The sequence below is a fragment of the Rhodospirillaceae bacterium genome (assembly GCA_016712715.1).
In the GTDB taxonomy this organism is placed as follows: Bacteria; Pseudomonadota; Alphaproteobacteria; order Dongiales; family Dongiaceae; genus Dongia.
This window is the reverse complement of record JADJQM010000002.1, coordinates 424,917-451,098: the sequence shown is the minus strand read 5'-3', so window position 1 is coordinate 451,098 and position 26,182 is coordinate 424,917. Positions and strand designations below refer to the sequence as shown.

10 protein-coding genes are annotated in these 26,182 nt (G+C 62.0%); 6 read left to right on the top strand and 4 right to left on the bottom strand.

Features of this window, described 5'->3' with window-relative positions:
• The 3 genes from IPK59_12805 to IPK59_12795 form a co-directional block, all read right to left on the bottom strand.
• A complete protein-coding gene (locus tag IPK59_12805; protein MBK8159598.1) occupies positions 1-1,197 on the bottom strand; it encodes a sugar ABC transporter permease in 1,197 nt (398 codons plus the stop codon).
• Between the two features lies 1 nt (position 1,198).
• Positions 1,199-2,731: a sugar ABC transporter ATP-binding protein gene (locus IPK59_12800; GenBank protein ID MBK8159597.1), complete on the bottom strand. Its 1,533-nt coding sequence runs from the start codon at positions 2,729-2,731 to the stop codon at positions 1,199-1,201.
• A 306-nt stretch (positions 2,732-3,037) separates the two neighbouring features.
• Positions 3,038-4,108 carry a sugar-binding protein gene (locus tag IPK59_12795; GenBank protein ID MBK8159596.1) on the bottom strand — a complete coding sequence of 357 codons (1,071 nt, stop codon included), beginning with the start codon at positions 4,106-4,108 and terminating at the stop codon, positions 3,038-3,040.
• A 532-nt stretch (positions 4,109-4,640) separates the two neighbouring features.
• Here IPK59_12795 and IPK59_12790 point away from each other — a divergent pair.
• Together IPK59_12790 and IPK59_12785 are read left to right on the top strand one after the other, a co-directional pair.
• Positions 4,641-5,465, top strand: a complete 825-nt coding sequence (locus IPK59_12790; GenBank protein ID MBK8159595.1) for a FadR family transcriptional regulator — start codon at positions 4,641-4,643, stop codon at positions 5,463-5,465.
• Between the two features lie 58 nt (positions 5,466-5,523).
• Positions 5,524-6,297 (top strand): SDR family oxidoreductase, encoded by a 774-nt coding sequence (locus IPK59_12785; protein MBK8159594.1) that lies wholly within the window; start codon positions 5,524-5,526, stop codon positions 6,295-6,297.
• Here the strand turns inward: IPK59_12785 and greB are convergent, their stop codons facing one another.
• Positions 6,298-6,846: a transcription elongation factor GreB gene (gene greB, locus IPK59_12780; protein ID MBK8159593.1), complete on the bottom strand. Its 549-nt coding sequence runs from the start codon at positions 6,844-6,846 to the stop codon at positions 6,298-6,300.
• 222 nt (positions 6,847-7,068) lie between these two features.
• Here greB and IPK59_12775 point away from each other — a divergent pair, with 222 nt between their 5' ends.
• The 4 genes from IPK59_12775 (at position 7,069) to IPK59_12760 (ending at position 26,165) form a co-directional block, all read left to right on the top strand.
• Positions 7,069-7,272: a cold-shock protein gene (locus IPK59_12775; protein MBK8159592.1), complete on the top strand. Its 204-nt coding sequence runs from the start codon at positions 7,069-7,071 to the stop codon at positions 7,270-7,272.
• An 84-nt stretch (positions 7,273-7,356) separates the two neighbouring features.
• Positions 7,357-7,644, top strand: a complete 288-nt coding sequence (locus IPK59_12770) for a hypothetical protein (protein MBK8159591.1) — start codon at positions 7,357-7,359, stop codon at positions 7,642-7,644.
• A 478-nt stretch (positions 7,645-8,122) separates the two neighbouring features.
• Positions 8,123-17,866 carry a hypothetical protein gene (locus tag IPK59_12765; protein ID MBK8159590.1) on the top strand — a complete coding sequence of 3,248 codons (9,744 nt, stop codon included), beginning with the start codon at positions 8,123-8,125 and terminating at the stop codon, positions 17,864-17,866.
• The gene (locus IPK59_12760) at positions 17,826-26,165 is read left to right on the top strand and encodes a VWA domain-containing protein (protein ID MBK8159589.1); all 8,340 of its coding nucleotides are present in this window, start codon (positions 17,826-17,828) and stop codon (positions 26,163-26,165) included. The genes IPK59_12765 and IPK59_12760 overlap by 41 nt, the downstream gene beginning before the upstream one ends.
• Positions 26,166-26,182: the final 17 nt, after the last annotated feature.

Genomic DNA, 26,182 nt, shown 5'->3' with positions numbered 1-26,182 from the left:
TCAGGCTTTCTTTTTGTAATAGACGTCGATGCAGACGGCAGCGAGCAACACCAGGCCCTTGATGACCTGCTGCAGGTCGATGCCGATCCCCAGGATCGACATGCCATTGTTCATGACGCCCATGATGAACGCCCCGATGACGGCGCCGATCACCTTGCCGACGCCGCCAGATGCCGAGGCGCCACCGATGAACACGGCGGCAATGACGTCGAGCTCGAAGCCAAGCCCGGCCTTGGGTGTTGCCGTGTTGAGGCGGGCAGCGAAGATGAGGCCGGCCAGACCCGCCAGCACCCCCATGTTCATGAAGGTGTAGAAGGTCAGGCGCTCGGTCCGGATGCCGGACAGGCGTGCCGCCTTCTCGTTGCCGCCCAGTGCATAGATGCGCCGGCCGATGGTTGTGCTCGACGTGATGAAGGCATAGGCCGCGATCAGCGCGAACATGACGATGAGCACGTTCGGCAGGCCCTTATAGGACGAGAGCAAATAGGAGAACAGGATGAAGCCGGCGGCAATCAGGATGTTGCGGCCGATGAAGAACGGGAACGGCTCCTCCGCAATGCTGTGCTTCTGCTGGTTCTGCCGGTCCTTGAAGTTGAAGAAGATCACCAGGACCGTGACCGCGATGCCGATCAGCAGCGACGTGCTGTTGAAGGTGCCGGGCAGGAAATTGGGCAGGAAGCCCGAACTCAGCAGCTGGAATTCCTTGGGGAAGGGCCCGACCGACTGGCCCTTCAGGATATAGAGCGCCAGACCCTTGAAGACGAGCATTCCGGCCAGCGTCACGATGAAGGACGGGATCTTGAAATAGGCTATGAAATAGCCCTGGCCGGCGCCGATGGCGCCACCCAGCATCAAACAGACGATGGTGGTCGGGATGAAATGGATATCGAACTGCACCATCATGACGGCGGCGACGGCACCCACGAAACCCACCACCGATCCTACCGACAGATCGATATGACCGGCCACGATCACCAGCAGCATGCCCAGCGCCATGATGACGATATAGCTGTTCTGCAGGATGAGGTTGGTGAGATTGAGCGGCTTGAACAGGGTGCCGTTGGTCATGATCTGGAAGAACACCATGATCACGATCAGCGACAGCAACATGCCGTATTCGCGGATATTGCTCTTGATGAAACGCGAGACGCTGCTGTGACTGCCGTGATCTTCGCTGGCTGCGGTCTGTTGTGTCATCTCATTCTTCCCATGACTTCATGATTGCGCGCATGATCTTCTCCTGCGACGCTTCCTTGGCTGGCATCTCGCCGACAAAACGGCCTTCGTTCATCACATAGATGCGGTCGGAAATGCCGAGCAGTTCCGGCATCTCGGACGATATGACGATGACGCCCTTGCCGGATTGGGCCAGGGCGTTGATGATCGTATAGATTTCGTATTTGGCGCCGACATCGATGCCGCGCGTCGGCTCGTCGAGGATCAGGATCTCCGGTTCGGTGAACAGCCATTTGCTCAGCACGACTTTCTGCTGGTTGCCGCCGGACAGGTTCACCGTCTGCTGGAACACGCTCGAGCAGCGGATGTTGAGATCCTTGCGATACTTGCTGGCGACCGCCAGCTCACGCCCGTCATCGATGACCCCGTTCCTGGCGACACCGGCAAGGTTCGACAGCGTCACATTGCGCTTGATGTCGTCGATCAGCACCAGGCCGTAATTCTTGCGGTCCTCGGTGACATAGGCGATCCCGTTCTTCATCGCTTTCTGGATCGTGCTGACATCGACCGGCTTGCCGTGCATGCGGACTTCGCCGCTGATGTTCTGGCCATAGGCCTGGCCGAAGATGCTCATGGCAAGTTCGGTGCGGCCGGCGCCCATCAGGCCGGCGATGCCGACCACTTCGCCCTTGCGGACATGGAAATCGACGCCCTTGATCTTTTCCTTGTCCGCGTGAATGGCATCAAATACATGCCAGTTCTTCACCTCGAAGATCGGCTCGCCGATATTGGGCACCCGTTTCGGGTAACGGTCGGTGAGCTCGCGGCCGACCATGTTGCGGATGATGCGGTCCTCGTTGACCTCTTCCTTGTGGCAATCGAGCGTATCCACGGTGGCGCCGTCGCGCAGGATGGTGACCGAATCGGCGACCTTCAGAATCTCGTTGAGCTTGTGGGAAATCAGGATCGAGGAAATGCCCTGGCGGCGGAACTCCATGAGCAGGTTGAGGAGCGCGTCGCTGTCGCTCTCATTGAGGCTCGCGGTGGGCTCGTCCAGGATCAGCAGTTTCACTTCCTTGGACAGCGCCTTGGCGATTTCCACCAGCTGCTGCTTGCCGACGCCGAGATTGGTGATGAGAGCGCTGGGTGGTTCCTTGAGGCCGACCTTGGCCAGCAGCGCCTTGGTGCGCGCGAATGATTCTGCCCAGTCGATGACGCCGTTCCGGGCCGGTTCGTTGCCAAGGAAGATGTTCTCGGCGATCGAGAGCAGCGGCACCAGGGCCAGTTCCTGGTGAATGATGATGATGCCGAGCTTCTCGCTGTCCGAGATGTCGCGGAAGCGCCGCTCCTCACCCTTGTAATGGATCTCGCCGGTATAGCTGCCATGGCCGTAGACGCCGGACAGGACCTTCATCAGGGTTGATTTGCCGGCGCCGTTTTCTCCGACAATCGCGTGGATCTCGCCCTCGCGCACCGTGAGATTGACGTTGTCGAGCGCATTCACGCCTGGAAAAGTCTTGGTAATCCCGCGCATTTCCAGAATGGGCGTCGTCACAATGCTATCCATCTCCCGTCCTTGAACTCGTCCCGGAAAGCCCCGCTACCCTAGAAAGCCTGCCACCCCAGGAAAGCCTGTCGCGTCGGAGCTTGGTTAGATTGCAGGAAAGCGGCAATCCGGGGAAACAAAAAAGCCGGCCAAAATGCTGGTCGGCGGTCGCTGCAGCCAGGTCACCAAACCAGGTCACCAAACCGGGGCACCAAACCTTAACGACGCCGCTTTCTCGCTGCGTCGCAACCAGCACCGAAAAGAGAAAGGAGCCTCGCGCGGTCAGGCGCGAGGCTCCCTCCAAAAACGGACCTGTTATTGAATCTGGTCCTTGGTGTAATAGCCGCTGCCGATCAGGATTTCTTCCCAATTGGTGACGTCGACCGCGACCGGCTTCAGCAGGTAGGACGGCACGACCTTGACACCGTTGTTATAGGTCTTGGTGTCGTTGATCGGCACTTCCTTGCCGGCCAGCAGGGCATCGACCATTTCGGCTGTGACCTTCGCCAGTTCGCGCGTGTCCTTGAAGATCGTCGAATATTGCTCGCCGGCAATCATCGACTTTACCGACGGGACTTCGGCATCCTGGCCCGAGACGAACGGCATCTTCATGTCGCCGCTGCCATAGCCGACACCTTTCAGCGAAGAAAGAATGCCGATCGAGAGGCCGTCATAGGGCGACAGCACCGCATCGACACGCTTGTCGCTGTAGTAGGCGGAAAGGAGGTTGTCCATGCGGGACTGGGCAACGGCGCCGTCCCAACGGAGCGTGCCGACCTTGTCCATGCCCATCTGGCCGCTCTGCACCACCAGCTTGCCGCTGTCGATATAGGGCTGGAAGACCGACATGGCGCCGTCATAGAAGAAGAAGGCGTTGTTGTCGTCGGGCGAGCCGCCGAACAGCTCGATGTTGAACGGGCCCTTGCCTTCCTTGAGGCCGAGCGCCGTCTCGATGGTGCCGGCCTGGAGAACGCCGACCTGGAAATTGTCGAAGGTGGCGTAGTAGTCGACATTGGCGGAATCACGGATCAGGCGGTCATAGGCGATGACCTTGATGCCCGCGTCATGGGCCTGCTGCAGCACGGCCGACAGCGTGGTGCCGTCGATCGCGGCGATCACCAGGACCTTGACGCCCTTGGTGACCATGTTCTCGATCTGGGCGAGCTGATTGGGAATGTCGTCATCGGCATATTGCAGATCGGTCGTGTAGCCCTTCTCGGTGAACACCTTCACCATGTTGTCGCCATCGGCGATCCAACGAGCCGACGACTTGGTCGGCATGGAAATGCCGACGAGGCCCTTGTCCTGGGCCTCCGCGGCCCCGCTCACGCCGAGGGCAAAAAGCCCCAGCGCCATGGCGGCGAAAAGAGATTTGAGTGATTTCACGTTGTACCTCCCACTTTAGTTGTTGGTCGATCTCTGTCGTCTTCTTCACAAACGCCGCAGAAACGATTCTGTGACGATTCTGCCGTGACGTTTCCTCAGTCAGGTCTTGCCGACCCTCATGAAGCTGCCTCGCTCGTGATCCCGATCTTAGCGTCGGGGCGGAGCCATGCAGCCACACAATACAGTGATCATCCGGGGAAAGAAGGCGTTGACGGCTGCCGCCCTGTTGTCAGGGCCCTTCCGGCAGCGCGCAGGATTACTCTCCTTGCCGCGCGCCGGCGTCAACTGATCCGCTCCTCCCAGAGGATATGTGCACCCAGAAACTTTTTTATTGGCGGCAACATTTATTGTATGCGGTGGCATTCTTGAATTTTGGCTTTTATCATACAAAATATAGGCCAGCAACGCTCGTTTGTATGATAAATAGCCTGTATGCCATTGTGGTCGTTATTGTCTCCGTGTATGACAGGTGCGCGGTGGTGACGAATTAAATATCGACGGCTCAGCACACGCATAGAAGGTGCCATTCCGTATGGGTTTCTTCGCGAAGCGCGAGGGGTCCAGCAAATCCTGGGAGAAGGCGGCTAAATTAATGGGACTGAAAAAGGCAAAGGCATCGGCGGCGTCTGTGAAACCGGCGCGTGGTTCCCTGCATCGCAGCGTCGCGCAGGATATCGGCGCGCGCATCCTCAACGGTGAATTTGCGCCTGGCACACTCCTCCCCAACGAGGCCGAATGGTGTGCCTCCTTCGGCGTCAGCCGCACCGCTGTGCGCGAGGCGATCAAGATGCTGATGGCCAAGGGGCTTATCCTCTCGCGCCCGAAGATCGGGTCGCGGGTGCAGCCGCGCTCGCAATGGAATCTGCTCGACCGCGATGTGTTCGCCTGGTATTGCGCTGCAGCAAATCCCATCCACTTCCTCATTCACATGCAACAGGTGCGCGAGATTCTCGAACCCGAGACGGCGGCCCTGGCGGCCACCCACCGCACGGACGAGCAGATGGCGGAAATCGAGAACGCCTTCGCGGCCATGGCTGAGGCAAAAACCCTCATCGCCTGGAACAATGCCGACGTTCTGTTCCATCAGGCGATCCTGCTCGCCGCCGGCAATGAATTGCTGGTACCGTTGGGGCTGGTGATTGAATCCGCCCTCGGCAATATGTTCAACTATACGGCCAGCCATCGCGGCGATATCGGCCGCACGCTGCCTGGGCATGAGCGCATTCTGCTGGCCATCCGCGGCAAGAGGCCGAACGCGGCGCGGCTCGCGGTCCGGCGTTTGTTGCGCGATACCGGGCGGATCGTGGAGCAGGTTACCAGTTCAGCCCGGAAGCGTGGCCGCATCGCCATGGCCTGACAGGCTCAGACTACCGACAGCTACTTCTATCTCCGACAATCTCACTCAAGGTGTTTTCATGGATCTCTCATCGCTTGGCCGCTACCCGTCGCTGAAGGACAAAGTGGTCTTCGTGACCGGCGGCGGCAGCGGCATCGGCGCCGCGATCGTTGAATCCTTCGTCGACCAGGGCGCCAAGGTCGCCTTCGTCGACGTCAATGTCGAAAGCAGCAACAAGCTCCTCGACAATCTGCAGGCGCAATATGGCGTGAAGCCGCTGTTCATCAAATGCGATCTCACCGACACCAAGGCGCTGCGGCAGACAATCAAGGATATCGCGGCCGAGCTTGGCGATATCGACGTGCTGGTCAACAACGCCGCCCATGACCAGCGCCACAAATGGGAAGACGTGACCCCGGAATATTGGGACGACCGCGTCGCCATCAACATCAAGCAATACTTCTTCTGCATCCAGGCTGTGTTGCCGGGCATGATCAAGAAGAAGGCCGGGTCGATCATCAACACCGGCTCGATGAGCTGGAAGGCCAAGCAGGGCGGCATGCCCGCCTACACCACGTCGAAGGCGGCGACCCATGGCCTCACGCGTGGCATGGCGCGCGACGTCGGCAAGGACAACATCCGCGTCAACACGGTGGTGCCCGGCTGGGTCATGACCGAGCGGCAGCTCTCGCTCTGGGTCGATGCCGAGGGCGAGAAGGAGATCGACCGTCAGCAGGTTCTGGCCGGCCGCGTCATGCCGGTGGATCTTGCGCGCATGGTGTTGTTCCTGGCCGCCGACGATTCCAAGATGTGCTCGGCCCAGGAATTCACCGTCGATGGCGGCTGGGTCTGATCAGCCTGCTGGATAACTGATCGCAATCACGTCCAATGATTCCGGGCCGGTCGGCGTGCGCAGGATGACGGTGTCGCCGACCCCCGCCTTCAGCAACGCCCGGGCAATGGGCGAGATCCAGCTCACATGGTTCTTCTCGCTGTCGATCTCGTCGATGCCGACGATGGTGACGGTGACCTCGCTGTCATCCTGCCGCGCATAGGTGACCGTGGCGCCGAAATAGACCCGGTCGCGCCGGGTCTGCTGGGTGGGATCGACGGCCTCCGCGGCGGCGATCCGCTTGTCGAGGAAGCGCAGGCGCCGGTCGATCTCGCGCAGGCGCCGCTTGCCATAGATGTAATCGCCGTTCTCCGACCGGTCGCCATTGCCGGCGGCCCATTCCACCACGCGCACCACTTCCGGCCGATCGACGCGCCAGAGCTGGCGCCGCTCGGCCTGCAGGCGCGCAAGGCCCCCCGGCGTGATGTAGTTCTTCGATCCCGCCGGGATGGGCGGGGCATCATCCTCATCGGCATCCTCGGCCTGGTAGCCAAGATCGTCCGTCTTCATGACAAAGTTCCATTATCACGCGCAAAAAGAGCGGTTTGGCGGCAATATTTCGTGATTATGTTGCAATTTGGCGCCATTGGCCCCATATAACTTTCACTAAACTAGATTTCGGCTCGCTCCGATTATCGCTCTTACGAGAGCTTGACCCGGTTTCATCCGTTCTCCCGTTCAGGACCGCCGTGCGCTTCGCCCGGCGGCAATGTTTCTTTCTAAGGGTATTCTATGTCCATCGGAAAAGTTAAGTGGTTCAACGCCCAAAAGGGCTTCGGTTTCATCCAGCCGGAAGACGGCAGCAATGATGTGTTTGTGCACATTTCTGCGGTCGAGCGTGCTGGCATCGGTTCGTTGAATGAGGGCCAGAGCCTCAGCTACGATATCGAGCAGGATCGCGGCAAGAGCTCTGCCTGCAATCTGAAGCTGGCCTAAAAGGGTAAAGCAGGGCGGCAAGCGCCGCCCTGTTAGCTCTCTCGTCGAACTGTTGTGCTGCACTGTTGGTGAAGGATTGCAAAGATGCTGAAGCCGGTCTCGAAGCAAGCCGAAGAATCCCAGCGCAAAGCCAAGGAAGTGTTCGAGAAGAACCGTCAGCGCGAGCTTGATCTCATCAAGGAACGCGCCAAGGCCGATGCCATCGTCGCCGAAAAGACCTCGCGTCTCAAAGCGCTGCGTCTCGCCAAGGAAGCTGCCGACCGCGCCGAGCTCGCCGCGGCCCCGCCGGTCAAGAAAACGCGCACCACCCGCGCCAAGAGCGCCGATGCCGCCGCCGTCGACAAGACCGCGGGCGAGCCCACCAAGAACTAGCCGTCAAAAGACAGCGTCGCAAACAGCGCGCTCATCGCTGCTATTGCGTGTATCTCCCGTTCTGTTCGGGCGGCCGTCCAGGCTCCGAGCACGGCCAAACCATACCCTCAGCATAAGAAGACAGTCTTAGTCATTGCTTGAATGATTAAGATGATCGCCGACGGCGTGGTCGCTGTTGCAGGTGAACTGACACAATCATGTGTCTGTTTCGATGGTTTGTTTTTGCCTCAAAGTGGTCGCAAATTGTAAGTATTTCCAAATTATTCCCTTGAGACAAAGAATACTAAAAAACTCACACTATTTGATCAAAATCCCCGACAATCTTCACGAGACTCCTGTTAGCCCGATCGGCAATATTCCGGCCTAATATTGGGTGAGAGCGATCCTGGCTTAGCGGGCGCCTATTGCGTGCGCGTTAACCAATTCGCCAAAATTTGCCGATCTCGGCATTCGGGATATCCTTGGGGAGCGACCTATCATGGCCACCGACAACACCAGCAACCAGTCCGATTCCGTCAATGCCGGTTCCATCGTCCATGAGGGCGATGTCGAGGACGGTTTGCTGACCCAATCGGGCGGTACCGCCCAAATCCAGGTCCCCCAGGGCACCAATGTCATCCAGGTCCAGGTGACGCCCGGTGAAACCGTGCAGTTGCCTTTCCCGACGGACGGCCTGGTCGCGCGCCTCGGCGAAAACGGCAATCTCGCGGTCAAGGTTGGTGACGTGACCGTCATTCTGCTGGGTTATGCCGAAGCCACCGGCCAGGCCGACATCACCCTTCTCGGCTCCGATGGCCGCACGGTCGACGTGGCGGCGGTCCTTGCCTCGACCGATCCCAATCTCGACATCCAGACCGCCGCCGGCCAGGGCGCCGATCAGGGCGCCGGCGTCGACAACAATGGCGGCCTCTTCTCGCCCTTCGATCCCGCTGGCGGCATCGGCGGCCTCAACGCCGTGGGCGGCCTCGACCCGACTGCGCTCAACTACGGTCTGGTCAACCGCGAATTCCCCGAACTGATCGAGGATGACGAGGTCGACACCGTGCCGACCCTGCTCAACATCCGCCAGGGCGCCGTCATCAACGAAGACGATTTCGCCCGCTTTGAAGAGCGCTCGTTCAAATTGGCCCCCGCCGATGACTATCAGTATCAGGGTCAGATCAGCCAGGAACTTGCCGCCGAACTGAACATCGGTGGCGCCCATACGGGCGACATCCAGGGCCAGGGCAATGACGAATTCGACCTCGACGATAATGAAGAGGAAAGCCAGAACGGCAACGACCCGGCCGACGAAGACAATGGCCAGGGTGTCGATACCGACCGCGAACCGCTGACCAGCACGGCCGTCGTGACCGTCGACTTCCATGTCGACGTGCCGGGCAAGATCAGCTTCCAGAACGGCGCCGACATTCCGCTGCAGACGCAGCTTGAAGCGATGAACCTCACCTCCCATGGCAACGAGTTGCAGTACAAATTGCTGCCGGCCGTGGCCGATGACCCGCTCACCGTGGGCGTCGATGAAAGCCATGGCGAAGTCCTGGTCGCCTATTTCGTGACAACCGAGTGGGTCTGGGATTCCGAGACCGAACAATCGGTCCAAGCCGACATCGCCACGATCGTCTTTACGGTCGGCGTACGCGAACAGGAAGGTACCGACCCGGTCAGCGAATTCAACATCGACTTCACCATCTATGGCGTGATCGACAACGTGGCCGGTACACCCGATGCCGATGGCGACATCTCCGAGATGTTCGACATCGACGTCCCCTTCTTCATGGTCGATTCCGATGGCTCGGTAACGCCGAGCCCGGCCGATGCGCTCACCTTCCATTCCGTCGATGACATTCCATCGCTGGGCACGCTGACCTGGCAGGAAGTTCCCGGCGAGGGCGAGCAGCAATCCGACTACGTCCTGGTCATCAATCCGACCGACACCGACATTGTCCATGACGAGACGAAGGGCGAGCAGAGTGGCGTCGGGCAGCAGGCTGGCGATCCGGATTCGGCCAAGGAAACGGCGGCCGAGGACGACGTGCCGCTGTCCTATGACTACGATTGGGGTTCGTACCCGAACCAGGGTGTTGTTGACGCCGTGGCGGCAGCGAACTGGTCCGGGCTGAAGCCCGTAGGCGCCGCACAGACCTGGCTCAATGTCAGCTTCGGCGCGGATGGCAAAGCTGGCACCTGGGGTGGCGAAGGCAACGACTATATCGGCAACAAGGAGGCCGGCAAGACGGTCTTCCAGGGCGACGGCGATGCGAATGCCACGGCCTACCAGCTTTATGTCGGCTCGGCCGACGCACCGCTGACGGCGGGGGCCACCAACTGGACCGTCATGATCGACGGCGTCGAAGTCACCGTCCGCGCCGTTCAGATCGATGCCAATACCATCATCGGCATCGCCAATGCGCACGACAAGAACGGCGACGGCGAAATCGACGACAACAGCGATGGTAACGACGAAGGCGGCGTCATCAGCCTCGTTGCCGAGACCGGCGATGTGCCCGTCTTCGTGCTGCGCCTCGACCCGGAATCCGGGCAGCTCACCCTGGTGCAGCTCCATCAGATCAACCAGGGCGACCCGACCAATTCCGACGATTCGACCCAGGCCCTGATTGTCTATGACGACAACGGCGCGCAAACCATCGTGTTCGAGGATCATTTCAACTCGCTCGGTGGCTGGACCACCCTCGGCGACAGCAATGCCTCGATCGTCGGCGATATCGGCACGAGTGATGCGCAGCCGGATCCCCTCAGCCAGGTGCTGCTCACCCCCTCAGAGGGCGGCGAGGGTGAAGGCACGGACGGTAACTCGGCCCAGGAGATCGAGGATTTCTTCGGCCTGCCCAGCGGCGCGTTGAGCGCCATCGCCGATGACGGCGACAATACCAACGATCCGGAAGAGGCCACCAACGGCAGCGCCATCAAGCAGGTCGTGAACGTCAGCGCCGGCCAGGTGCTGACGGTCAAGTTCAACTTCCTTGAAGACGAGAACGATTCCGGCGAGAGCAGTTCTTCGCCCCAATACCAGGACTTTGGGTTCATCGTCGTCGGCGACCAGGTCTTCCGCCTCAGCAATGTCGGAGATGCCAACCTGCCGTCGGGCGCAGATACCGGGACGTTCAGCTGGGACGAGGAATCCGGCTATCTTACTTTTACTTTCACCTTCACGCAGACCGGCCCGGTGCAGATCGGCTTCGGCGTCATGAATGAAGATGATGAATCGGTCGATCCGGGTCTCCTGATCGATCACCTGACGATCACCCAGCCCTCCGCGGAAAGCATCAATTTCCGCGGCACCGATTTCGACGGCGACCATGTCGACGCGCCGCTGGTCATCCAGGTGCAGGATGACGGCCCGACCGTAACTTATGCCGATACCGCCGTGGATACCCTCACGCTCGACGAGACGGTTCGCGCCGGCGGCGACGGCCTTGCCTCGGTCACGGCCGATTTCGCCGACAACTTCAACGCCGTGGGCGGTTTCGATTACGGCACGGACGGCCCGGGCAGCGCCAGCTATGCGCTGCTGCTGCAGGGTACCAATGTCGGTTCCGGCCTCTTTGCGGTCGACCCGATGGCCGTTTCCGGCAAGGGCGCTGAAATCGTCCTCAACAAGGTCGGCAGCGACATCGTCGGCTCGTCCGGTGGTGTTGAATATTTCCGCATCAGCGTCGATGCCGATGGCAAGGTCACCTTCACCCAGTCGGACAATATCTGGCACGCCAATACCGGCAATCACGACGATTCCCAGACTCTCAATCTGTCTTCAGCGAACCTCCTGAAGATCGTCCAGACCCTGACCGATGCCGATGGCGACAGCGCCAGCGGGTCGATCAATCTGGGCCAGGGCGTGTTCAGCATCGAAGATGACGGGCCCAAAGCCATCGTCTCCAATGCGCAGGCCGATACCCTGACGGTCGACGAGACCCGCCGCGAGGGCGGCGATGGTGTTGCCTCGGTCACGGCCGCGTTCGCCGACAATTTCAACCAGGTGGCGGGCTTCGATTACGGCGCCGATGGCGCCGGCAGCGTCGCATATGCCTTGGCTCTCACCGGCAGCAATGTCGGCTCCGGCCTCTTTGACGTCGATCCGATGGCCGTTTCCGGCAAGGGTGCCGAAATCCTGCTCAACAAGGTCGGCAACGACATTGTCGGCAGCGTCGGCGGCACCGAATTCTTCCGCATCAGCGTCGACGGCAGCGGCGTCGTCACCTTCAGCCAGAGCGGCAATATCTGGCACGACAATACCGGTGACCATGACGATGCCGAGACGCTCACGCTGTCCAGCGCCGATCTCCTCAAGCTCGTCCAGACCCTGACCGATGCCGATGGCGACAGCGACACGGCCGCGATCAATCTCGGCGCCGGCGTCTTCAGCATCGAGGATGATGGGCCCAAGGCGGTCGTCGCCAACGCCTCGGCCGATACCCTCACCATCGACGAAACGCGCCGCAATGGGGGCGACGGAATCCCCTCGGTCACGGCGGAATTCGGCGACAATTTCAATCACAGCAGCCCGGATTTTGGCACCGATGGTGCCGGCAACGTCGATTATGCGCTGGTGCTCACCGGCAACAATGTCGCGTCCGGCCTCTTTGCCGTCGACCCGATGGCGGCTTCCGGCAAAGGCGCCGAGATTCTCCTCAGCAAATCCGGCGACGACATCGTCGGCAGCATCGGCGGGACCGAGTATTTCCGGATCAGCGTCGATGGCGACGGCACGGTGACCTTCAGCCAGACCAAAAATGTCTGGCACGATGACGTCAACAATTCCGACGATCCCGAGGCCCTCACGCTGTCCAGCGCCGATCTCCTCAAGATCGTCCAGACCCTGACCGATGCCGATGGCGATACCAGCCAGGCCAGCATCAATCTGGGCCAGGGCGTCTTCAGCATCCAGGATGACGGGCCCAAGGCGGTCGTCTCCAATGCCGTGGCCGATACCTTGACACTCGACGAGACCGTGCGCATCGGCGGCGATGGCATCGCCTCGGTCACCGCGGCCTTTGCGGACAATTTCAACCAGGTGGCCGGTTTTGACCTGGGCACCGATGGCTATGGCAGCGTTGGTTATGGGCTGACGCTCAACGGCAGCGATGTCGGCTCCGGCCTCTTTGCCGTGGATCCGATGGCAGCGCTGGGTAAGGGCACCGAGATCGTTCTCAACAAGGTCGGCAACGACATCGTCGGCAGCGTCGGCGGGACCGAGTATTTCCGCATCAGCGTCGATGGCAGCGGCGTCGTCACCTTCAGCCAGACCAAGAATGTCTGGCATGACGACACCAGCAACCACGACGATTCCGAGACTCTCACCCTGTCCAGCGCCGATCTCCTCAAGATCGTGCAGACCCTGACCGATGCCGACGGCGACACCAGCCAGGCGGCCATCAATCTGGGCCAGGGCGTCTTCAGCATCCAGGATGACGGCCCGGTGGCGCATGTCTCCACGCAGGCTGCCTTCTCCATTACGCTTGATGAATCCGTCGGACCCAACGTCAACGATCCCAATGCGACGAGCGACGAACCGGCCTCGGCCGGTTGGCTGGGCAAGAAGCCCGCCTCGGCGGCCGGCCTGTTCGGTGCTGTCGATTACGGCGCAGACGGCAAGGGCGCCGATCCGGTCTACGCGCTCATCCTCAAGAACGCCGGTGGCGCCGGTACCTCGATCGGCACCACCAACGTCGCCACGAATCTGTCCGTCGTCGATGCCGGCAATCTCTACGCCAATGACCAGATCGTCCTGGTGTCGGTGTCGGCCTATCAGGTGAACGGCTATGTCGGCACCTACGTCCCGGGAAGCCCCGAACTGAATGTCATCGCCTTTGTTGTGCGGATCAATCCGGCCACGGGCGACATCACCGTCGAACAGAAACTGCCGATCGCCCATGACAATGATGGCAGCAGCCAGTTGGCGCATGACGATCTGGCAACGCTCCTGGTCACCGGCCAGTCCGGCGGCGGCATCTTCGTGTCTCAGACAGCGACCGATGGCGACGGCGACAAGACGTCGGTCACCGCGTCGGCGCCGATCGGCGTCGGCTTCGAGGATGACGGGCCGTCGATCGGTCTTACCCCTGCCACGCAGTCACTGACGGTCGATGAGACCGTGCTGACGACCAACGACACGCAGAGCTATGCGGCTCTCTTCACCTCCGCCGGCGGAACCGACGGCACGGCCAGCGTCACCTATGCGCTGGGTGTCAAGTCGACTGGCGCGGATTCCGGCCTCGTCGATGTTGCGACCGGCCAGCCGGTCCTCCTCTCCATGAACGGCAGCACGGTCGAAGGCAAGACGGCCGGCGGCCTCGTGGTCTTCACGGTGACGGTCGACGGTGCGGGCAATGTGACGCTGGACCAGGTCCGCGCCGTGGTCCACCCGACCACCAACCCGGATGAATCGAAGACCCTCTCCGCCTCGGATCTCGTCACCCTGACGGCGACCATCACCGACAATGACGGCGATACCAGCAGCGTCGCCGCCAATATCGGCACAACCCTCAACTTCAAGGATGACGGTCCCACGATCAGCCTCTCGGGCACCGAGAACATTCTGACCGTGGACGAGACCATTCTCACCACCAACGCGACGCAAGGCTTTGCCTCGGCCTTCACCACCGATTTCAAGGCGGACGGTGCGGGTACGGTGACCTACGCCCTGGCCGTGACGCCCGGTGCCTCTGGCCTCGTTGACGTGGCGACGGGCGAAGCGGTCAATCTGGTGCTGAACGGTACGACGGTCGAAGGCCGCACGGCCACCACCAACCAGTTGGTCTTCACCGTCACGGTCGCCGCTAATGGCGATGTGACGCTGGATCAGGTTCGTGCCGTGGTCCATCCGACCAATGATCCGGACGAGCCGACGACACTCACCGCCGACGATCTGGTCCGCCTCACGGCGACCATCACCGACAAGGATGGCGACAGCGCGAGCTCGACCCTCAACATCGGCAAGAACCTGGTGTTCAAGGATGACGGTCCGACCATCAGCCTCTCTGGGACCGAGAACATTCTGACCGTGGACGAGAGCAATCTCGCCAACAATGCGACGCAGGCTTTTGCCTCGGCCTTCACCGGCGACTTCAAGGCCGACGGTGCCGGCACGGTGACCTATGCCCTGGCCGTGACGCCCGGTGCCTCTGGCATCGTTGACGTGGCGACGGGCGAAGCGGTCAATCTGGTGCTGAACGGGACGACGGTCGAAGGCCGCACGGCCACCACCAACCAGTTGGTCTTCACCGTCACGGTCGCCGCCAATGGCGATGTGACCTTGGATCAGGTCCGCGCCGTGGTCCATCCGACCAACAACCCGGACGAGCCGACGACGCTCACCGCCGACAGCCTGGTCCGCCTCACGGCGACCATCACCGACAAGGATGGCGACAGCGCAAGCTCGACCCTCAACATCGGCAAAAACCTCGTGTTCAAGGATGATGGTCCGAGCATCAGCGTGTCGGCGGCGGCGGATTCGCTGACCGTTGACGAAACGGTGCTGGCGAATAATGCCACGGCGAACTTCGCCGACAACTTCACGTCGAACTACAATGCCGACGGTGCCGGCACGATCACCTACGCCCTTGGCGTGGTGCCCGGTGCCTCGGGCCTCGTTGATACAGCCACCAACGAAGCCGTCAATTTGGTGATGAACGGCACGACGGTCGAAGGCCGCACCGCCGTCGGCAACGTCCTGGTCTTCACGGTGACGGTCAACGGCTCGGGCACGGTCACACTCGACCAGATCCGCGCGGTGGTGCATCCGGACACCACCAATCACGATGACTCGAAGACGCTCAGCGCGGCCAATCTGGTCACGTTGACGGCGACGATCACCGACAAGGACGGTGACAGCGCCAATGCCACGATCAATATCGGCCAGAGCCTCAACTTCAAGGATGACGGTCCGACCATCAGCCTCTCCGGGACCGAGAACATTCTGACGGTGGATGAAACCAATATCACCACCAATGCGATCCAGGATTTCGCCTCGGCCTTCACCGGCGATTTCAAGGCCGATGGTGCGGGCACGGTAACCTATGCGCTGGCCGTCACGGCCGGTGCCTCGGGCCTCGTCGACACGCTGAGCAACCAGGCGGTCAATCTGGTCATGAACGGGACGACGGTCGAAGGTCGCACCGCCATCAGCAACGAAGTGGTGTTCACAGTCACGGTTGATAGCGCGGGCATTGTGATCCTGGATCAAATCCGCCCCGTGGTGCATCCGACCACCGACCCGGACGAAGCCAAGACGCTCACCGCCGATGACCTCGTCCGCCTCACGGCAACGATCACCGACAAGGACGGCGATACCGCGAGCTCGACCCTCAACATCGGGCAGAACCTGGTGTTCAAGGATGACGGTCCGACCATCGCGCTCTCGGGCAACACGCAATCGCTCACCGTCGACGAGACAGTGCTCGCGACCAATGACAGCAAATCCTATGCCGGCCTGTTCACGGCCCACTACAATGCGGACGGCGCCGGGACGATCACCTTTGCGCTGGGCGTCAAGTCGACCAATGTGGCCTCCGGCCTCGTCGACACGGCGACCAACACGGCGATCGTGCTGACGCTCGAAGGCGGCCAGGTTGTCGGCCGCGTCGGCGCCGGCGGCGACATCGCCTTCACGGTCTCGGTCGACGGTTCCGGCAACGTGACCCTCGATCAGGTGCGCGCGGTCGTGCACCCGACCACCGATGCGGATGAATCGAAGACTCTCTCGGCGGCGGATCTCGTCACCCTGACGGCGACCATCATCGACAGGGATGGCGACATCTCGGACGTCACCGCCAATATCGGCACGACCCTCAACTTCAAGGATGACGGTCCGACCATCAGCCTCTCTGGGACCGAGAACATTCTGACCGTCGACGAGAGCAATCTTGCCGGCAATGCGATGCAGGCCTTCGCCTCGGCCTTCACCGGCGACTTCAAGGCGGATGGCGCCGGCACGGTGACCTATGCGCTCGCCGTCACGGCCGGCCCCTCGGGCCTGGTCGACACGGCGACCAACCAGGCGGTCAACCTCGTCGTGAACGGCAATGTGGTCGAAGGCCGCACCGCCGGCAGCAACGAGCTGGTCTTCACGGTCACGGTCGATGGCTCGGGCAATGTGACGCTCGACCAGATCCGCGCCGTGGTGCATGGCAACACCAGCAACCACGACGAACCGACGACACTCACCGCCGATGACCTCGTCCGTCTCACCGCGACCATCACCGACAAGGACGGCGACAGCGCAAGCTCGACCCTCAACATCGGCCAGAATCTCGTGTTCAAGGATGACGGTCCGACCGCGGTCGCCGATGATTTCGGGTCCTTCGAACACCAGCTGGCGACGATCTCGCTCGGCAATGTGCTGACCCAGGGCACCGATGACAGCTTCGGCGCCGACGGCGCCGGCGCGCCGCAGATCACCGGTATCACCTTGCCCAGCTGGACCACGGCCAGCGATGGCTTGGGTGGCTGGACCTTGACTGGCGCCGCCGGTGTCATCCATGTCGCCGCCAATGGCGATGCGACCTATACCGGCGTCGCCGGCCTCAGCCTCGCCACCATCAACTTCGTCTACACGATCAAGGACAAGGACGGCGATACCAGCTCGGCCAATGCCAGCTTCTCGATCTATCCGGATCCGGCCGACGGCATCATCGCCGGCAGCATCACGGTCGATGAGGACAGCAAGCCCAACCAGTTCGACAGCAACCCGGCCAACGACACACCGGTCGAGAAACCCATCGCCCTCACCTTCAACCAGCTGGGCGACATGGATGCGGTGCCGAACCAGGTCGCGATCAATGACCTGCCGACCGGCGTCACGCTGACCTGGCTGCAGAATGGCGTCGGCCCGGAAGTCACCTTCATCGGTGACGGCGCCACGGACGTCGCCATGACCTGGACCGAGGCGCAGACCCTGAAGATGACCCTGCCGCAGAATGACAGCGGCCAGGATTTCACCCTCAACTTCTCGGTCCTCGCGACCGATACGTCGAGCGGCGAGCAGAACCTCATCAACGGCCAGATCACCGTCGAGGTGAATGCGGTCGCCGATTATCCGTCGGCTCTGGCGGCCAGCTTCGGTGGCGCCGGTGTTGCCGGACAGAATGTGGAACTCACCGTCAACGGCAGCTTCGGCGATGTCATCGACGGGTCGGAGTATCATTTCCTGCTGGTGAAATTGCCCGATGCCACCTGGGACGGCGCGGGCGATTCCATACCGCCGTGACCTTGCTGCCGGCAATCCCTATGGCGTCCCGGCCGGCACCTATCTGGTGCTGAATGTCGACAACCAGCTCGGTGCTGGTGACGCCAACGCCTCGATGGGCATTACGGTCGCGGTCCCGGCCGGCGCTTCGGGCAGCCAGAGCTTCCCGGTCTATGCGGTTGCCATCGACAACGAACCCGCGGGCGACGTCGTCGGCGCCGGCGAAATCGCCGGTGACAACCTGGCGGTGCGCGCGAGCGAAGCGAACCTCTCCATCGCCGTGAAGCCGAGCTTTGCCGACAGCGCCGCGCTGGTCGATGAAGACGGCCTCACCGACGGTGCCAACCCGCATCTCACCCTGCCGCAGGGTCTCGGCGACGATGTCGGCGGTTCCGGCGTCAGCGAGGCGGTCTATACCGGCACGCTCACTGGCTTCACCTGGAACGGCACGCCGGGCACCATCGCCCTCTCGGTCGACCAGGCGCAGCTCAACACCATCCTGCTGCCCTCGGGCCTCAGCCCGCAATTGGCCAATGTGCTGTTCGACGGCAACAACCATCTCGTGATCCGCGACGCCGGCAACAATCCGGTGGTCGACATCACGATCACCAATAACGGCGTCTACACCGTCACCCTGCTGCAGGAGATCCGTCACGACAGCGCCGGTGCCGAGAACAATGACAGCTTCGCCGTCACGGTGACGGCCAGCAACGCGGCCGGCAGCGTCGCCCACAACCTCACCATCAACATCGATGACGATGTGCCGGTGGCGGGTGCCCATAGCAGCGTCTTTGGCCTGGGCGTCGACGAATCCCTGCTGGGCAGTGGCGGTGGCGCCAGCATTTCGAGCTTCTTCGACACGGTCGATTTCGGTGCCGACGGTCCGGCGCTCGCGAACAGCCTGGTCTATTCGCTGACCAACAGCAGCGGCACCATGATCGTCGACGGCACGCCGAGCGGTCTCGTCGATACCGCGACCGGCTTGGCCGTGCTGCTCTATAACGACGGCGCCGGCGGCATCGTCGGCAAGACCGACGCGGCTGGCCCCAGCGTCTTCACCGTGGCGGTGAGCGGCGACAGCGTCTATTTCAACCAGCAGCGCCCGATCGTTCATGCCGACGGCACCAACCCGAACGATCTCAAGGTCATCCTGGTCGACACGCTCTATGTGAAGCAGACCGCGACCGATGCCGACGGCGACACCGTCAGCGTTGTCGCGCCGACGCCGATCTCGCTGTGGATCTATGACGACGGCCCCAGGATCAACCTCAGCGGCACGACCGCGTCGCTGACGGTCGACGAGAGCAATTTCTACGGCTCGCCCGACAGCAAGGACGTCTCCGGCCTGTTCGCCGGCATCAACTTCGGTGCCGATGGCGCGGCGGTGAGCAATTCCCTCACCTACAGCCTGACCAACAGCAGCGGCCTGCCCGTGGTTGATGGCACCAATACCGGCCTCACCGACCTCCTCGGCAGCCCGATCCACCTCTTCACCCAGCTTGATGGGTCGATCCAGGGCAAGGTCGTCGGCGGTGCCAATAACGGCGTCATCGTCTTCAATGTGACGCTCAGCGGCTCGACCGTCACCCTGCAGCAGGTCTGGCCGATCAAGCACCCGAACACGGGCAACCCGGACGACGCCGTCTCGGCGCTCGGCAACCTCATCCACGTGACCGCGACGGTCACCGACAAGGACGGCGACACGGCCAAGGCGACCACCGCCACCGGCCTCAGCCTCACCTTCGAGGATGACGGCCCGTCGATCAGCCTCAGCGGGTCGACGCAGTCGCTGACGGTCGATGAGTCGGTGCTCGCGACCGATGCCACGCAGAGCTATGCGGGTCTCTTCACCGCCAATGGCGGGACCGATGGCACGGCCAGCGTCGCCTATGCGCTGGGTGTCAAATCGGCTGGCGTGGATTCCGGCCTCGTCGACGTGGCGACCGGCCAGTCGGTCCTCCTCTCCATGAACGGCAGCACGGTCGAAGGCAAGACAGCCGGCGGCCTCGTGGTGTTCACGGTCACGGTCGACGGTGCGGGCAATGTGACGCTCAACCAGATCCGTGCCGTGACGCATCCGGACACCAGCAATCACGATGACTCGAAGACCCTGACGGCGGCGGATCTCGTCACCCTCACGACGACGATCACCGACAAGGACGGCGACACCAGCAGCGTCGCCGCCAATATCGGCACGACCCTCAACTTCGAGGATGACGGTCCGACCATCAGCCTCTCTGGGACCGAGAACATTCTGACCGTCGACGAGAGCAATCTCGCCAACAACGCAACGCTGGGCTTCGCCTCGGCCTTCACCGGCGACTTCAAGGCCGACGGTGCCGGCACGGTGACCTATGCCCTGGCCGTGACGCCCGGTGCCTCTGGCATCGTCGATGTGGCGACGGGCGAAGCGGTCAATCTGGTGCTGAACGGGACGACGGTCGAAGGCCGCACGGCCACCACCAACCAGTTGGTCTTCACGGTGACGGTCGCCGCCAATGGCGATGTGACCTTGGATCAGGTCCGCGCCGTGGTCCACCCGACCACCGATCCGGACGAGCCGACGACACTCACCGCCGACGATCTGGTCCGCCTCACGGCGACGATCACCGACAAGGACGGCGACAGCGCGAGCTCGACCCTCAACATCGGCAAGAACCTGGTGTTCAAGGATGACGGTCCGACCATCAGCCTGTCGGGCACCGAGAATATCCTGACGGTGGACGAGACCATTCTCACCACCAACGCGACGCAAGGCTTCGCCTCGGCCTTCACCGGCGATTTCAAGGCCGATGGTGCGGGTACGGTGACCTACGCCCTGGCCGTCACGGCTGGCCCCTCTGGCCTCGTCGATGTGGCGACGGGCGAAGCGGTTCAGCTGTTCATGAACGGCACCACGGTCGAAGGCCGCATCTCGGGCAACATCGTCGTCTTCACGGTGACGGTCGCTGCCAATGGCGATGTGACGCTGGACCAGGTCCGTGCCGTGGTGCACCCGACCAATGATCCGGACGAACCGACATCGCTTTCCGCCGACAGCCTGGTCCGCCTCACGGCGACGATCACCGACAAGGACGGCGACACCGCGAGCTCGACCCTCAACATCGGCAAGAACCTGGTGTTCAAGGACGACGGTCCGACCATCAGCCTGTCGGGCACCGAGAACATTCTGACGGTGGACGAGACCATTCTCACCACCAACGCCACGCAAGGCTTCGCCTCGGCTTTTACCGGCGATTTCAAGGCCGATGGTGCCGGCACCGTGACCTATGCCCTGGCCGTCACGGCTGGCCCCTCTGGCCTGGTTGACGTGGCGACGGGCGAAGCGGTTCAGCTGTTCATGAACGGCTCCACGGTCGAAGGCCGCATCAGCGGCAACGTCGTCGTCTTCACGGTGACGGTCGCTGCCAATGGCGATGTGACGCTGGAGCAGGTCCGTGCCGTGGTGCACCCGACCAATGATCCGGACGAACCGACATCGCTCACCGCCGACAGCCTGGTCCGTCTCACGGCGACGATCACCGACAAGGACGGCGACAGCGCGAGCTCGACCCTCAACATCGGCAAGAATCTGGTGTTCAAGGATGACGGTCCGACCATCAGCCTGTCGGGCACCGAGAATATCCTGACGGTGGACGAGACCATTCTCACCACCAACGCGACGCAAGGCTTCGCCTCGGCCTTCACCGGCGATTTCAAGGCCGATGGTGCGGGTACGGTGACCTACGCCCTGGCCGTCACGGCTGGCCCCTCTGGCCTCGTCGATGTGGCGACGGGCGAAGCGGTTCAGCTGTTCATGAACGGCACCACGGTCGAAGGCCGCATCTCGGGCAACATCGTCGTCTTCACCGTCTCGGTCGCTGCCAATGGCGACGTGACGCTGGACCAGGTTCGCGCCGTGGTGCATGGCAACACCAGCAACCACGATGAACCGGTCAGCCTGAGCGCCGACAGCCTGGCCCGCCTCACGGCGACGATCACGGACAAGGACGGCGATACCGCAAGCTCGACCCTCAACATCGGCCAGAACCTGGTGTTCGAGGACGATGGTCCGACGGCGGTGAATGACGGCACCAAGGTCATCTCGGCTCTCAACGCCAACGCGACGCCGGAGCTCTCCTTCAACGTAGCCACCGGTCTCCTTTCCAACGACACCATGGGTGCCGATGGCGCCGCCATCAGCAAGGTCACCTTCGGCGGCAATGACTACCTGCCGGTCGGCGGCGTCATCACCATCAACGTCACCGGCGGCGTGCTGGTCGTCAACACCGACGGCTCCTGGACCTTCAACCAGACGGCGATGCAGCCGACGGCAACCACCCACAACTTCACCTACACGCTGAAGGATGGCGACAACGACGTCAGCACGGCGACCTTTGCCGTGACCCTGAAGTCGCAGCCGCTGCCGTTGTTCAGCAATGCCGTGGCCCTGGTCGACGAAGACGGCCTCGCCGGCGGCGCCAACCCGCATCTCACCATTGCCCAGGGCAATGGCGACGATGTCGGTGGCAAGAACTCGGCCTCCGAGGCGATCTACAGCGACACGCTCACCGGCCTCAACTGGCAGGGTGATGTCGGTGTGCTGACCCTCGCCGTCACCCAGACCCAGCTGAATGCCATCACGCTGCCCGACGGCACGCATCCGCAGGTAGGCCAGGTCACCGGCCAGAACACCGGGCATCTGGTGATCAACAACGCCTCCGGCCAGGGTGTCCTTGACGTCACCATCAACCCGACCACAGGCGCCTATACGGTCACCCTGTTGTCACCGATCAAACACACGGTCTCCGGCAGCGAGGACAATGTGAGCCTCGACATCACGGTGAAGGCCACCAATCTCGGCGGCGTCACCGAAGGCACGCTCACCGTCACGATCGACGACGACCTGCCGGTTGCCAATGCGGTGGGCGAGGTCACCAGCGGTTCCGCGGTGCTCAACACCAACCTCATGTTGATCCTCGACATCTCCGGCTCGATGGGCCGGGGTTCGGACCTCACCGGCAATGGCGGCAGCGGTGCCTTGAGCAAGATCCTGGCGGCCCGCGCGGCGGTCAACGAGCTCCTCGAACAGTACAACTCGCTGGGCGAGGTGATGGTCCGCATCGTCACCTTCTCGGGCAGCGCCGGCGAACAGGGTGCTGTGTGGATGACGCTTGCCCAGGCAAAGACCTTCGTCAATGCCTTGCTCGACGATGGTGGGTCGACCAATTACGACGACGCCCTCATCGACGCCATGGGCGCCTTCCCGGACAGCGGGCGCCTGGGCGACGGCACCGGTGGCACGATCGAGCCCGCCAATGGTGCGCCGATCCAGAACGTGTCCTACTTCATCTCGGACGGTCAGCCGAACCAGCAGACCAACTTCCCGGGTGTCGACTACGGCGGCAGCGGCAACTCCTCCGGCATCCAGTCGCCGGAAGAGACGGCCTGGATCAACTTCCTGAAACAATACGACATCAAGAGCTACGCGATCGGTGTCGATCCGAGCTTTGCCAGCAACCCGACCTGGCAGGACGCGCTGAAGCCGATCGCCTATAACGGGGTGACCGAGACCAATGACGATGCCAATCTGGTCATCACGCTCAGCGATTTCGGTGCTCTTGCCCAGTCGCTCATCGGCACGATCCCGACCATCAACGCCTCGTTGCTGCTCAACAGCAATGCGTTCGGCGGCGACGGCGGCTTCGTGAAGTCGTTGAGCTTCGCCAACGGCACGGTGCTGAGCTACAACCCGACCACGAATGCGATCACCTCCTCGGGCGTCGGCGTCGCCTACGCCTGGAATAGCGTCAGCCATGTGCTGACGGTGACGCTCGCAGAAGGCGTCATGGCGATGAACATGGTAACCTCGGTCTATGTCTTCACCCCGGATTCGAGCCTCGGCTCGGTGGTGACGGTGCCGGTCGGCTTCGTGCTCAGCGACAGTGACGGCGATACCGCGGCCAACACGCTGACCCTGGGCGTCAGCCCGGTCGACTATGCCCCGATCGCCCGCGACGACAGCCTCATCGCGGCCAACAGCTATGGCAGCGGCTTCGCGGTCGATGACCGCTGGTTGCTGTGGAACGACAGCGATGCCGATGGCGACACGCTCACCATCCCGGGCACTATCACTATCGACACCAACACCGCCGGCAGCTTCACCTATACGGCCGAGGGCGGTGGGCAGTCGGATACCGGCGATGTCAAATATGCCGAAACCAGCGGTACGACGCTTAACGGCAACGGTCTCGACAACATCATCGTCGGCGACGGCGACAACGAAACCCTCAATGGTTACGAGGGCAAGGACGTCCTGGTGGGTGCCGGCGGCAATGACAACCTCACCGGCGGCGAAGGCAACGACCTGCTGATGGGCGGCACCGGCAACGACGCCTACAATTTCGTGGGCGGTCTCACCGGCGCCAATGCCACCGGCCAGGATCTCATCGTCGAAGAAGGCGGTTCGGCCGATACGGTCGTCCTCACCGGCACGACCCTGGCCCAGGTGACGCTGACCCAGGTCGGCAACAACCTGAAGATCACCTACGGCTCGAACGCCGACACGATCACGGTCGAGGACCAGTTCTCGAACCCGAACAAGACGATCGAGTTCGTCACCATTGGCGGCGTCAACTACCAGGTCAGCGGCACCAGCCTGCTGCCCATGGTGGCGCCGAACACCAATGCCGGCTCCGGTTCCGGCAACGAGGATGCGGCTTCCATCGCCGTCAACCTCTCCGGCACCGATGACGGGACGGTGGTGTCGTTCCGCATCACCAGCATTCCGGGCAACGGCATCCTCTACAAGGATGCTGGGCTCACCCAGGTGATCGCGGCGAATGATCTCGTGACCGCCAGCGGCAATGCGGCCACGGTCTACTTCAAGCCGAATGCCAACTACAACGGCACGCCGACCTTCCAATATGCGTCGGTCGACAATCTCGGCCTGCAGGATTCGACGCCCGCCACGGCAACGATCACGGTCAATGCGGTCAATGACGCGCCGGTCGCGACGATTACCCCGCTTACCTACAGCGCCACCGAGCAGACGAACCTGACCATTCATGGGACAGGCCTGTCTGTTGGCGATGCCAATGACGGCAATGCTGGCAGCATGACGGCAACTCTGTCTGTCACGGCCGGTATTCTCACGGCTGTGGCGGGCAACAGCGGCGCCACCGTTGGTGGCTCCGGCACCGCGACGATCACGATTACCGGTACGGTCACGCAGATCAATAATCTGCTGGGCGGCATCGATACCGGGCCGGGCTCTGCCGGTACGATCGTCTACAATGCGAACACCGACACCCCGCCAGCTTCGACGACACTGACACTTCAAGTTAATGACGGAGGCAATGTCGGCGGCGGTGCACTGACTGGCTCCGACACGGCGACGATTAATATCGCCGGCGTCAATGACGCACCGTCCATCGTCCAGGACTACATCATCACGAATGAAACCGGCGTGGTGACGGTCCAGGATGCCTGGTTGCTGCGGAACGATACCGATCCGGAGAACAACACGCTTACCATCACGGCAGCAACAACCAGCGACTCGCTCAACTTCGACGTCACCCCGAGCCATAGTGGGTCGGCCATCACGTTCACGCTTGATACGACGAACAATGGCGGTGGTGACACATATATGACCAATGGTGAGCAAACATCGCTGACCTACACCTTGTCGGATGGGTCACTCACCGACAATTCGCCAAATGCAACGATCACTTATGTGACGGGCAATACCTTGACCGGTGGAGCCAACGACGAAGTCATCATTGGCAATAGCGGTGCCACAACTATCAACGCGGGCGCCGGTCACGACGTCCTGATTGGCGGTGGCGGAACCGACACGCTCAACGGCGAAGCCGGCAATGACACGCTGATCTGGGATAGCTCCGATACCTTCAACGGTGGAGCTGACTTCGACCGTGTGCATGTGCTTACGGGTGGCAACACCTTTGCCTATGATGCCGTTGGTGCTGGCCTCAAATACTCTGGCGTTGAGATGGTTGATCTGGGTGATACCAACGACCGTGCAAGCAGCCAGAATACCGTTACGATCAACGCCGCCGATGTGCTCGACAGCAATGTTGCGACCATCGGTGGACACCAAGTCGACCTGTTCGTCATTGGCGACAATGTCGGGGCTGGTGCTGGTGACGCGGCGACCCGTGACAATGTCGACCTGACAGGCTTCGCCGCTTCGCCCGTGGCGACCGGAGTTGCATATACTGACCCGCTCACTGGGCTGTCGCATACCTACGACATTTATCAGGGCTCGGGTGCCAATACGGGCATCAAGATCGCCATCGAGCAGAACCTCGACGTCGTCTGATTTCTCTGCTGGAATAA